General features: G+C 41.6%; 6 protein-coding genes. 4 read left to right on the top strand and 2 right to left on the bottom strand.

What is annotated here, in order from left to right; genetic code table 11:
• Window positions 1-50 precede the first annotated feature (50 nt).
• The 4 genes from A3K91_RS13975 (at window position 51) to A3K91_RS08095 (ending at window position 10,997) form a co-directional block, all read left to right on the top strand.
• Window positions 51-5,048 (top strand): CapA family protein, encoded by a 4,998-nt coding sequence (locus A3K91_RS13975; RefSeq protein WP_084387310.1) that lies wholly within the window; start codon window positions 51-53, stop codon window positions 5,046-5,048.
• Between the two features lie 1,003 nt (window positions 5,049-6,051).
• Window positions 6,052-7,512 carry a TolC family protein gene (locus tag A3K91_RS08105; protein ID WP_062845945.1) on the top strand — a complete coding sequence of 487 codons (1,461 nt, stop codon included), beginning with the start codon at window positions 6,052-6,054 and terminating at the stop codon, window positions 7,510-7,512.
• A 66-nt stretch (window positions 7,513-7,578) separates the two neighbouring features.
• Complete coding sequence (locus A3K91_RS08100; RefSeq protein WP_062845944.1) at window positions 7,579-9,825, top strand: type I secretion system permease/ATPase; 2,247 nt, start codon at window positions 7,579-7,581, stop codon at window positions 9,823-9,825.
• A 2-nt stretch (window positions 9,826-9,827) separates the two neighbouring features.
• The gene (locus A3K91_RS08095) at window positions 9,828-10,997 is read left to right on the top strand and encodes a beta-barrel domain-containing protein (RefSeq protein WP_062844805.1); all 1,170 of its coding nucleotides are present in this window, start codon (window positions 9,828-9,830) and stop codon (window positions 10,995-10,997) included.
• Between the two features lie 88 nt (window positions 10,998-11,085).
• On the opposite strand, the gene A3K91_RS08090 is transcribed toward A3K91_RS08095, so the two are convergent.
• Together A3K91_RS08090 and A3K91_RS08085 are read right to left on the bottom strand one after the other, a co-directional pair.
• Window positions 11,086-11,802, bottom strand: coding sequence for a hypothetical protein (locus A3K91_RS08090; protein ID WP_062844804.1), 717 nt, complete (start codon window positions 11,800-11,802; stop codon window positions 11,086-11,088).
• A gap of 249 nt (window positions 11,803-12,051) precedes the next feature.
• Complete coding sequence (locus A3K91_RS08085) at window positions 12,052-12,795, bottom strand: siderophore-interacting protein (protein WP_062844803.1); 744 nt, start codon at window positions 12,793-12,795, stop codon at window positions 12,052-12,054.
• Window positions 12,796-12,930 lie beyond the last annotated feature (135 nt).

Raw genomic sequence — 12,930 nt, 5'->3', positions numbered from 1 at the left:
TTTACGTTGATTAAATAACTGCATTAAAAAATGAAAAGGATGATAAAAACATGGATGAGCCTATAAAAATAAAGCGCTTGATGAGTCATCTAAAACAAAATCTTCCAGCCATTTATGACAATTGGATACAAACTCATATTGCTCATATAGACAATAAAAATAATATAAAGGGCAATAGGACAGATACTTTACCTTATACTTTTGTTCTATCGCTCTCTGATGGTCATAAAAAAGCCAAAATAGTTACTTTCATTATCAATGACTTGATAAAAGCAGATAAAACCGATAGCGCCAATCGCTTTGCAAATTTTGAAAAAATACTACCTATCATTCACGCAAAAATAGACAAGCTCTCAGCAAAGTTTGACGCACCAATTGTGTGGTTGAGACTTGAGTGGCTGCATCAGGCAACATTCACAACGTGGGCAGATCTACAGCAAGATTTAAAACGCTTTAAAAGAAACTATTATCGCTCAGGTATTGCGTTTGAAGGCATACGTGAGCCGTGGTTATTGCTGACAGAAACAGAGCTAAATGCCAACGCTTGTCTCTATGCAGGAAATACCGTAGCTCATGCACAGGTAAATACCACCAACCTCGATGTCTACTTTAAAGCGCGCCATGGTAGCAGCCAATTACCTAATTTTCGTGAGGATTTAGTAGTAATCAGCTTTAACACAGCGGGTGTGTTTATCGATGGCGATACGGGTGATTGCCATAATCTCGATACACAGCCGCGCTTCAAAGGTCACCGCAAGCTGTTGCCACTATCGGCTGCCACCACTCAACCTATCATCGAGCATTCCACGCAGTACTTAGCCAGACAAGTCCAGCCTTCGGGCCAATACGTTTATGGATATTTTCCTTGCTTTGATCGCAAAATAAATACTTACAATAGCTTGCGTCACGCCAGTAGTACTTATGCACTGATTGAGGGCTATGAAGCCTGCCGCGGTTTTCATGATTTCAGTAGTTTGAACAGCTTTGATAGCGTAAATATAGCCGCGCCTGCCAAGTTAAGTTTGACTGAGATGCAGAACAATATTGATGGCGCAATGAGTTATCTGACTCATCAATTGATTCACACCTATGATGACAAAGCGTATGTAATAGATACGGGTGGCGAGATCAAACTGGGCGCCAATGCAGTCGCAATATTGGCGTTGGTTAAATATTTACAGGTATTTGCAGACACACCATTGGCAAATGAATACCGTGATTTGGCCAATAAGTTAGCGCTAGGCATCACTGAGATGCAGCAAGAAGATGGTAGCTTTGTCCATGTATTGCATAAAGACTTAACCTTAAAAGCAAAACATCGCATCATTTATTATGATGGAGAGGCCGCATTTGCACTGATGCGTTTATATGGCTTGACCAAAGATGAGCGCTGGCTGAATTGTGTGACTCGAGCTTTTGATTATTTTATCGAAGCCAAGCACCACCGCGCTCATGACCATTGGCTCTCTTACTGCTCAAATGAGCTGGTGATTCATAAACCTGAAAAAAAATATTTTCAGTTTGCGGTCAATAACATCGCAGGCTATACCGATTTTATCAAAAATCGTATCACCACGTTTCCGACCCTGCTTGAGCTGTCGATGGCATTTCATAAGATGCTGCTGACATTAGACGAGCACCCAGAGTTTCATGACGTATTAATAGGTTTTGATACTCAGCATTTTTATCAGGCCTTACATGCGCGTGCCAATCATTTAATGAATGGTTTTTTCTTTCCTGAGATGGCGATGTTTTATAAAGCACCGCAGACTATTTTGCATGGGTTTTTTATTCGTCATCATTCGTTCAGAGTGCGCATTGATGATGTGGAGCACTATTTATCAGGAATGATTGCTTACTATGAGTTATTAAATAGTAATATCTACCCTAAGCCAAACTTAAAAGCTGAGAAAAGAGTCGAGTTGGAAATTAAACCAGTAGTACAAGCAGGTACTAATATTTCTACTGTTGCATGGGGTGGAGATGTTAATTTAGGTCGTCGGCAACATTATTTGACCAAGCTTTATGGTTTAGAGAATGTGTTGAATATAGCAGCATTAAGAAAGGCTAATTTTACGATCGTCAACTTAGAATGTGTGGTTTCTACTTTAGGTGAACAGGGTAGAGTTAAGGGCGAGGGTGGACCCTATTACTATCGTGCACTTCCTAAAATGGTAGAGATACTGCGTCATGCTGGTGTAAATGCTGTCGCATGTGCGAATAATCATAGCGGTGATTATGGACCGAAAGCATTAATGCAGCAAAAAGAAATACTACAAGCGACAGGAATTATTTCTGTAGGAACTGGCTATACTAAAGAAGAGGCATTTGCTCCTATTTTTCATCAACTACCTAATGGTATTAAAATCTCATTGTTTAATGTGGATTCGACTATTGAGTATTTTGCCGCTACGAACAAGATAGCGGGTGCGGCTTATCTTGATCCGAAAAGTCATCAGCTATGGACAGAAACTTACACGAGTTTGTTTAAATCGGCAAAAGAAGCCGCAGACTTAATTCTAGTTTCTGTTCATTGGGGAGATAATGGCCGTGCTACACCTGACAATAATGAAATTGAAATTGGACATCGATTAATAGATGCAGGTGCTGATGCAGTCCTAGGTGCTTCTGCCCATCAGCTACAAGGTATAGAGGTTTATAAGTCCAAGCCTATAATACATGACGCAGGAGATTTGCTTTTTGACGCAGCCGTTTCTAAAGTTAACTCTAAAGCCGGTGGAGTCTTCCATTTGGAGATTGGGCTTAGGGGTATTGAGCGAGTAAATTTCTACCCTATGTATGTAGGATATGGTCAAACACAAACTGTTACTGGTGAGCAAGCAATGGCGGTGAGCCGTGATTTTGCATCGATGTGTATAGCGATGGGAACGACACCGAGTCTGTATGAAGATGGTCATTTATCTATTGCTATTGAGCCTAGTTTAGCTAGACAAATTAGCAATGATCGAAAAGTATATCCAAACCCAGTCTTGGATAATCAAAAGAATGATGTTGATTATTCTAAGTGGTCTGCCAAAACACGTAATGATCTAATCATTGATGAAATTCCAGAAGATGCTCGCATAGCGCCTATTGGTTTTGGAGTTATACAGCTGGTTGGTATCAGAACTCATCCTTACTTTTTTAATCGTCGCCGGATGCTATGGGTTGAGAGCTTTTGGCAGATAACCAAAGCAGTCGCTGATGATATACGCATACACTTTAGAGCGAAGCCTATCTTTCAAACTAATAAGATGCGTCCATGGGGTATTGGCAGCGATCATGATCCTTGTGACTGGCTGATCCCAACCTCACATTGGGAGCCTGGTAAGGTATACCGTGATTTCTATGGACTACGTCCTCCTTATAAAACGGCTTGGGAAGATGGTAATGTACAGCTAGAAGTTAGCATTATTGATAAGTATAAGCGCCATAGCTTTGTTGAGCTCCCATTTGAATATGTGCTACATACTCATAAAGTAAGATATGCCGATAACTTAGCAGAGCATATGCATTATCGCCAAGCGTTTCTTGATAAGGTTTATGAGAATCACACTAAGGGTACATGGAATGCAGAGCAAATTGCGTCAATTACTCGTGGTAAATGGTTAGTAGCCCCTCCCAAAGGTTGGTATGTAGATTCTCTAGTCGCTGGTAAAAAGCACGTTAGTTTAGCTGCTGGTCGAGTGATGTTTGTAGGTAATACTAATGATAATCGAGCTTCTCATGAAAACTCTACGAAAAAACCAAAACCGTTTGATAGGCATCAAGATATATTGGGACTTCAAAATGATTTAGTAGGTGCGATAGTTGATCATCCTATAAAAGGGTTAAAAAAGGATTTTCCAATATTGCAGGTCGCAGACCCAATAAAAGCTTGGATGGAGTTGGGAATTGCCGCTCGATCTCGTTTTTCTAAGCCAGTGATAGCGGTCACTGGAACAGTAGGTAAGTCAAGCACTTGTGAGATGTTGGAACAGATGATGGCCGATAGTAAAGTGTTAACCTCTCTTGATAATTATAACTCTAGAGTAGGGGCCCTTGGTTCGCTAGCTAGCTTATCACCGCATCATGACGCAGCGATAATAGAGGTAGCGCAAAGTGCTTTATGGATGAAAAGAGGTCCGATAACTCAGTTTATTCGGCCTGACGTCGCTCTAGTCACTGAGATTGGCTATTCACAGACTCAGCAGGTCAAATCTCTTGAGCACACGATGAAATATAAGACGCAGATATTCAATGGCTTAAGCCGAAATGCGATAGCCGTTGTCGGTGCGCACTTACCTCTTTTTGAGCAAGTGTTTTATTATGCTCAAAAATATAGCAAGCGAGTGGTCATTTACGGGGATCATCCACAAGCGCAGATCCGTGTTAAAAGTATTGAGTTGTCACTAGAATCTAGTCACATAAAACTAGAAACGGACGAAGGAGATTTTGAATTCAATTTGCCGATACCATCTATAGGAATGGCAAAAAATGCGATTGCAGCTTTTGCCGTCATTTATGCTATAGGATTTAATAAAAAAGCTGCTTGCTATGCCATGGAGCATTATAAGACAACTGAACGAAGGCTACAGATTGAAAAATTTCAGTATGCTCAAGGAGTTATCAATATAATCGATGATAGCTTTAATGCTGAATACGATTCGATGGTGAATGCTTTTACTATTTTTAAGGACAGCTCCTTTAGGGATGCGTATGATAAAGGCACTGACATTCAAGGATCTGCGATATCGAGCTACAATAAAAAGATATTTGTTCTTGGTCGTATTGTGCACCTTGGTGATAAGTCACAAGATATCCACGAAGCCTTAGCTCAACCAGTATTACAAAGTGATCCTGATCTGGTATTAACCCATGGAAAAGAGATGAAATGGCTAAGGGCGAAACTGCCCGATACAATCCTTGGACCTCATTTTAATAACGCGGAAGCACTTGCAAAATTTTTGAAGCAAAAAGTAAGTCCTGACGATGTCATTTTATTCAAAGGTTCTAGTCGTGATAGTGACTTTGGTAAGACAGGAGTTATATTTAAAAGTATTTTATAAACTTATTTAATTATCAGGCTCATGATATCAAAATTACGATTAATTAGTAGGGTAGGCTGTATTCTCTTATCAATCATAATAAAGTTAATAAAAACAAGAAGAGGTTCATGACTATTTGTTAAAGTTTAATGGTATCAATGATCGCTATTACTAGATATTTGCTATAAATGGCTGCCTTCTTATACAAATATTAAAGGATTAAAAATGGGCAATTTGGTTGGTATCGGCTCTAATTTAATCAATTACTGGGTGGATAAGGACGTTCATTACATTAGTATTGTTTTGGAGGCTGAAAATCGAGAGACTTGCTATGCATTGTCTGAAAGAATAATAGAGATGTGTGTTTAACCTATTGTACGAACATAAATTTTGAGTGATTCTTATAGAGGTTTACCAATTTATCAGATCTCCTATATGTTGAGGTTTGATTACTCCAATTATTGACGTTTAAGTTTTACGACCAACACCGCTTTAATTTTTTCTCATTAAAAAGCGGTGTTTCATTTTATGAGCTTTTATTGTTCCCTCCAATATTCGGCATGCATTTATTCAATAAATGGCATATAAGTCTCATTTCATAATTACCATCCTAAAATACTTACGATTACTGATAAATTTGATTTTCTACAAAAATAGAATGCTGATAATTGAATCTGCAACCCTATGACTAAAAATAAAAAATGCTGCTTAAACTTCTATAGATTCATCGGCTTACTTCGTATTAATTTTTCTATCCTCCGTATATCTCTATACCTATCTGATATTAGGCCCAATCTCGGTTGATTTATTACTTTAAACATTTCTTTAGCCAGTATATGATTGTTTTATACTCTAAGTTTTAGTAAGGTTTAACACACAAAAGCTAAACACTTAATCAAGCGTATTTTTATAGGGCTAGCTACTGAAACTTAATATGAAAAAATCGTCAAACAAAAACCAGTTATGCGATCGGCTGTTACGTTGCCATTATGTGACGCTTTTAATAATTGGTACGTGTTTTACTATGACAGCGCAAGCCGCAGTACAGGATCTACGGGTAGACAGTTTGATTACTCAAGCCATTCAGACTCATCCTTTGGTAGGCTCGGCAAGAGCCAATCAGCAAGCCACTACAGAAGGCATCAATGCAGCAAAGCTAAACCTTTTACCGACACCCAGTGTGAGCTCAGGCTACGATAGAGACAATGATTTTATCTCACAAGTGTCTATTCGCCAGCCTTTATGGACGGGTGGCAAGCTGACAGCCGATGTCAATCAAGCCATATTTGATGATAAAGCAGCCACAGAATATATCTACGAACAACAAAACCTCGTCGCCAAAACAACGATTGATGCGTGGCAAAGCTATATCCAAGCCATTGCAAAACAAAATGTTCATTCTGAAGCCTTAAAAGAGCTAAGCGAATTTGAGGCTATGATGCAGCGCCGCGTGGGGCAAGGTGTTTCTGCTCGCATTGAGCTGGATCTTGTGACCAACCGCATCTTGCAAGAACAAACGGCTTATCAAGCAGCTGGAGAGCAGCAACGTATCGCAGCGGCGAGACTTGAGCAGATCATCGGTCAGCCTATATCGCAAATGAGCGCCATGAGTCTTCCTGATATCAAAGTATTGGTCAATCAAGCCAAACAACAATCTGTCAACTTCGAAAAAATGGCATTCGAAAAAGCCAGCTTTTATAACCCCGTTATCGTCAAAGAACATTTTCAAATCGAATCTGCCAAACAAGGCGTCGAGTCACAGCAAGCCGCTCGATATCCTACCGTTTATGCTCAATACGAGCACGCTTATTATCATGACGATAATGAAAATGACGGCAAGTTTTCACTAGGATTGAGTTATGCGCCTGGTGCTGGGTTTTCTAATCTTGCATTGGCACGAGCCTCTCAAGCACAGGTCAATAGCTTAGTGCAAACACAAGAAGCCTCACGCCGTCAGGTGATTGAGAATATTCAGGTTCAGTATCAGCAGTTTGTAAGTGCAAAAGACAGAGAAAATTCGTTGATTGCTGCTGTGGCAGGCGCGCAGATTGTCGTCAACTCTTATCGTAGACAGTTCATTGCTGGCCGTAAATCATGGCTTGAAGTGTTGAACGCCGTTCGTGAACACAATGATTATAAAGTGCAACTGGTGCAAACGCGTGCAGACATATTGGGTGCATTTCATCGTCTACAAGTGGATTTCGGTACGATGCAATGGCAGCAGTTTGGGCACAACCGTCAGCCTGTGGCGTTATTTAGGCCGACAGATCCTGTCAGAGAATGGATAAGCAAACAGGATAAAAAAAGAACCAGCCAAAGCTTGGGCTATCAGCCAGACGTGTCAGATCTCAATGAAGAATACATAGAAATCAGACTGCCTGCTGATGTAGAAGAAAGCCTGAATAAAGGTGAACGTATCATGTTAAACGATGACTATAGTATTACGCCTATCGTTGAAGGGAATAATATCAACCAAAGAAAATAACAATACCAAAATAATCGGGCTACTAATAATTATATGGCTGTCCCAAATATTAAATAAGTGATGAATATGAGTTCAAACTTGAAACCGACGAAAGCAGCTTTAGTTCATCATGATGAGCAAAACACGCTTGAGCAGAGTGAGCTGACCTCAAGCCTCGTAGATGCCATCAAGCATTTGCTGAGTCAACAGGGATATCCAGTCGATAACATACGTCTGAACGATGTCGTCAAACAGCATAGTGAGCACCCCAAAAATAACCAAAGTATTCGTGAAGGGGGCGGCATTATTGCGGTCTTGGAAGGTATTGGTATTACCGATATGCCAGAAATACTAGAGCAGCCGGACGCCGCTTTTTTACCATTGTTGGCCTATCATCCTGAACTAGGGTGGGGTGTCATCGACGGTCAGACACCACAAAAAAGTTGGAATTTTCGTCAAGAAAAAAATCATGTTCACACACGCGCCGATGAGCTGTCATTAATCTTAAAAATCCGCTTGAAAAATGACCCTGCCAAACAGCGCAAAGTGTCTTTTTCTGAGTTGCTTAAGTCAGATTTGGGCAATTACAAAGGCATTTTGATTGAAGCGGTTATCGCGACATTTTTGATTAATGTATTGGCATTAGCGGTGTCGCTATTCTCTATGCAAGTTTATGATCGAGTGATTCCAACGCGCAGTGAATATACGCTCATTATCTTAGCCAGTGGTGTGTTTCTTATTATTCTTTTTGAAGCCTTTATGAAATTCTCACGGTCGAGAATTATGGATAAGGTCGTTGTGGGACTCGATCAGTATTTGTCTCGCGAAGTGTTTCAGCGCCTGCTTAAAGTGCGTATCGATCAGATGCCAGGGTCGGTGGGCTCTATGGCAGCGCAGCTACGCGGCTATGAGCAAGTACGCAGTTTTTTTACGGCAAGTACTTTATTTGGGTTGGTCGATCTGCCGATGACCATTATTTTTGTCAGTTTGGTGGCCTTTATTGGCTCACCTCTGGTGGCTGTCGTCCCTGTGATTGCAGCTGTGATTGCGATAGTAATGGGCTTGTCTGCGCGTAAACGTATTGATGCGATTGCTGCTGAAGGCGCGACGGCATCTTATTATAAAACAGGCTTATTGGTAGAGGCGGTAGAAGGGGTTGAGACGATAAAAGCAGGGGCAGGCAATTGGAAGTTTTTGTCACGCTGGCTTGATGTGATGAATGTGACGATCAAAAACGATTTGGACATGAAGCACACCAATGACAATCTCACGTATTTTACCCAAATGCTGCAACAAGTCAGCTATGTAGGGATCGTGATCGTCGGCTCGTTTGTGGTGATACAAGGCGATATGACCATGGGTGGACTGATTGCCTGCTCGATATTGGGTGGTCGAGTGCTGGCGCCAGTGATGACGTTGCCCAGTCTGTTGGTTCAGTACTCGCATGCGAAAGCCGCCAAACTCAATATCGAAGCCTTGTTTGAGCTTGAGCAAGACAACCATGGCGTCGCTTATCCTCTGTCACCCAGTCGTATTAATGGTTTTTATCAATGCGACAATTTGGTCTTCAACTATAAAGACAATGACAGGGCTGCTATTAACATTAACAACCTGACCATTCGCCCCGGTGAGCGCATTGCCATTCTTGGACCCATAGGATCAGGAAAGTCTACTTTGCTAAAAGTATTGGCTGGGTTATACGCACCTACCAAAGGACAGATATTGTTAGACGGGTTGGATATGCATCAAATCAGCCGCGAAACCCTGAGTGAGTGTTTGGGGTATTTGCAGCAAGACCATCGATTGTTCCAAGGCACATTAAGAGAGAACTTATTGATAGGAATGGCGGCACCTGATGACGATGTACTGCAAGACGCCTTGATGAAGACAGGGCTGATAAATCTGGTCTCCAGTCATTCAAGTGGTTTGGATTTGCCGATCAGTGAAGGCGGTCGCGGCTTATCAGGCGGACAAAAACAGCTCGTTGCATTCACGCGCCTGCTTTTAACCAAACCCAATGTGTTTTTACTCGATGAACCGACAGCCTCTATGGACAACAGACAAGAGCAGCGCTGCTTGCAGGTACTGAAGCAAGCATTGAACGAGGGTCAGACATTCATTGTATCGACACACAAAACAGCGCTACTAGAATTGGTTGATCGTCTGATTATCATGGACAATCAACGTATTATTATGGATGGTCCAAAACAAGTCGTGCTTGATGGATTGAGGAAAAATGAGCGTACAAAAGCACAAGCGAGTCAAGCAGAGAGCCAAACCACTACCATCAAACCTATCCCCACCAAAACTTCAATGCACGCTCAAGGTAAGTAGAGATGGCAGACTATAAATATACGCCCACAAAACTTAAGGTTGGTCGTTCAAGACTGAATATTTGGATTGCTTTAGTTGGTATGATAACGCTACTTGTATGGGCGTCCTTTGCTAAGATTGATCAAGTCACACGTGCCAAAGCGACCGTGATTGCTAGCGCGCGCACGCAAGAGATTCAAGCGTCAGAAGGGGGGATATTGACAGAGCTGGCGGTTGTGGAAGGTCAGGAAGTAAAAGCAGGACAGCTACTTGTGGTTTTAGAAGAAGAGCGTGCCAAAGCGGCGGTTGATAACTCTGCTTCTAAGACAGCCGCGTTAAAAGCTAAATTATCACGTCTAAACGCAGAGATTTTTGAGACGCCTTTGGTCTTTCCAAAAGAAGTTAAAAACTATCCAGAATATGTACAGAACCAAACCGCGCTCTATAATCGTCGCCGGCAAGCTATTAACGAAGAGGTTTCTTCACTTGAAAAAATGCTCGTGCTGGCAAGACAAGAGCTTAAGATGAATGAGCCGTTATTGAAGTACGGTGATGTCAGTCAAGCAGATATTATAAAGCTGAGTCGTCAAGTCGCTGACATCGAAGCGCAAATCAATAACAAGCGCAATAAGTATTTTGAAGAAGCTCAAGCTGAGATGACCAAAGCACAAGAAGAGCTAGATACCGAGATTGAGGTTCTGCGAGACAGTCTACAAGTATTAGAAGAAAAGCGTCTGCTGTCACCGACAGAGGGTAAAATCAATAATATTAACGTGACAACCATTGGCGGTGTGGTAAAACCAGGCGAAACCATCATGCAAATATTGCCGACCAGCAGTGATCTAGTGATTGATGCAAAAGTCAGTCCTGCCGATATTGCTTATGTACAAGAAGGACAAAGTGCGACCGTCAAGCTCGATGCCTATGATTATTCAATCTTTGGGGCTATGAATGGCACGGTAAGTTACATCAGCCCAGATACTTTGATAGAGAAAACGCCTAAAGGTGAAGAGCCTTACTATCGGGTATTGGTTGTTATTACTGGTGCTGAGTTTGAAGGTCGGGAAGATGAGATCGTCATCAAGCCTGGTATGACAGCTTCTGTCGATATCAAAGCGATGGAGCGTACGGTATTGTCTTATCTCACCAAACCTATTACTAAAACCTTATCAGAAGGCATGGGGGAGCGGTAATAAAGGGTTGATAAACCTTTAGCGCGCAAATGATAAAACCCCAGTAAATAACTGGGGTTTTACTATAAAGGCAATGTTGTAATCATCTCTAGAGTGAGTCATCTTGACGCTCTTGTTCAAATACCTGATTGGCGCTTTGATTTTCACTGGTAACAACACCATTTCTTAACCGCTGCGTCTCATCTATTTTTTGCTGATTGCGGTTTTTAACTTCATTAATGGCGGCGCTCAATTGGCTATTGATGTCTTCTACTTCAGATTTTGCCGAGAGATAGTCTTTGTCTATTTTGATAGTGGGCTGCTGGGTCGGCACGTCGATAGACAACAAACCAGCACGGGTTTTGATACTCTCTAGCGCCTCGATATTGTCCGATGGTATAGACGCAGACATCTCATCTGTATCGGGACTTGGCGGCTTGATTTTTTCGGCCCGCGCTTTAAGCGTGGAGGCTGACTTAGTATACGTTAATACAGCGTCTTCTGTCATTGTTTTAGCAGCACTTATGTCGTCTGTCTGTGTAGATGTGATGGGGTTTTTCTGAGTCGTTGATGGTATTTCTGTCGTATCTTTGGAGCTGACGGTATTTAAGTTTTTAACAGGTGCAGTATAGGTTTTGGCAATGGTAGGTGGCAAGTCATCTAGAATGTTAGGTGTCACGGAAGGTTTGGCCGTATCGACACGACTGTTGCTCACTTGTGTGGAATCTTCTTTATTCACATTCATATAAAAAATAAAGAAAAAACCCACATGTACCAATATCGCAAGGCACAATGCCCAAAGCCATTTTTCACGAAATATTATCATTAGATGACGATACCTTTTATAGATGATAGCGTGCGGCCAATACCTTGATGCTATAGATGAGGTTAGCAAATAATGCCACACGTTGCTATCGATATAAGCCATTACAAATGGTGGTTTTAGAAATAAAACATACCTATTAAACCAAAAACCCCTTAAGCGATATGACTGAGTATATGATGTCATCATATTGCTTAAGGGATTGCTAATGTTATGACGAGTATGGTCACTGCCACTAAAGAACGTCGCCTATTAGGCAGCGCTTTCTGCATCGTTGCGTTTCTCAATTTTGTGCTGATCTTCGGTATTGTCGACTTTCCAATAGCTTGAGATGTATAAATGCGTTTTTTCTATCGGACGCTCGACTTTAAAAAACTGGCGTAGCGCGCGCATACTATGGAATTCACAAGCCGCCCATACCGCTGGTTCTCCTGTCAGCCACGTTAACGTTTTGGTGTGCTCAAGTAATGGACAGCTTTCTGCATTTGGTTCAGCGTTGATGACCCAATGAATATCAACGTTTTCGGGTTTTTTGAGAGCTTGACGATCCGCCTCAGTAGTCACTTCAAGGACAGCATAGCCACGCGCATCATCAGGGAGCTGGGCAAGATTGACAGTAATTGCAGGTAGGGCAGTCATATCACCGATTAATAAAAACCAATCGGCATCATTATTTATGAGTTTTTTTGGTCCAGGGCCACCTACTAGTATTGTGTCACCGATTTGAGTGTTTCGTGCCCAAGTGGAGGCAGGGCCTTCAACATCGTGCAGCGCAAAATCAACATCTATCTCGTTGTCGCGTTGGACGCTGACAGTATAGGTGCGCATTAATGGTTTATTATCTTCGCCTTGAGGGAAAATGAGTTTGATATAGGCACTTTCTTGATCGAGTGGAAAATCCATCAATTCCTCACCGCCAAGTGTGACTCGGCACATATTTGGCGTAAGGTAGGTCGTACGAATAACTTCAAGTACTCTTGGATTATATTTTGCCATGGGTGTTTCCTTCTTTTGTAACGATTCTTTTGTAACGATTCTTTTGGTACGGTATTGATAAGCGTATTGCTTATTATCTTGTGACGGTGTGACAATAATAAAACCAGTTTTTATGCAGGCCATGTTAATAAATAG

It is taken from the genome of Psychrobacter alimentarius (assembly GCF_001606025.1).
Classification (GTDB): Bacteria; Pseudomonadota; Gammaproteobacteria; order Pseudomonadales; family Moraxellaceae; genus Psychrobacter; species Psychrobacter alimentarius.
This window is presented reverse-complemented; position numbering and strand designations above follow the sequence as displayed.